The following is a 277-nucleotide window of genomic DNA, read 5'->3' as shown; positions in this document are numbered from 1 at the left end:
GTGCACGTCATATCCCTGCGCGCGCAGATATTCGGCGGCGGTCAGCCCCGCCGGGCCGGCGCCGATCACCCCAACCGACTGGCCGCGCGCCGCCCCGGGGACGCGCGGCTCGACCCATCCCTCCGCCCAGGCGGTGTCGGTGATGAATTTCTCCACCGAACCGATCGTCACCGCGCCGTGGCCGCTGAATTCGATCACGCAATTGCCTTCGCACAGCCGGTCTTGCGGGCAGATGCGTCCACAGATCTCAGGCATCGTCGAGGTCGCGTTCGACAAC

1 protein-coding gene is annotated in these 277 nt (G+C 68.2%); it reads right to left on the bottom strand.

Annotated features, from left to right (window positions below):
* On the bottom strand, nt 1-277 hold a 277-nt coding region (locus CVH10_RS20000; RefSeq protein WP_181244562.1), incomplete at both ends, for an NAD(P)-binding protein.

The organism is Halomonas sp. ND22Bw (genome assembly GCF_003011945.1).
Classification (GTDB): domain Bacteria; phylum Pseudomonadota; class Gammaproteobacteria; order Pseudomonadales; family Halomonadaceae; genus Halomonas; species Halomonas halophila.
The sequence above is the reverse complement of the archived record's forward strand: the minus strand, read 5'-3'. Positions and strand labels throughout refer to the sequence as shown.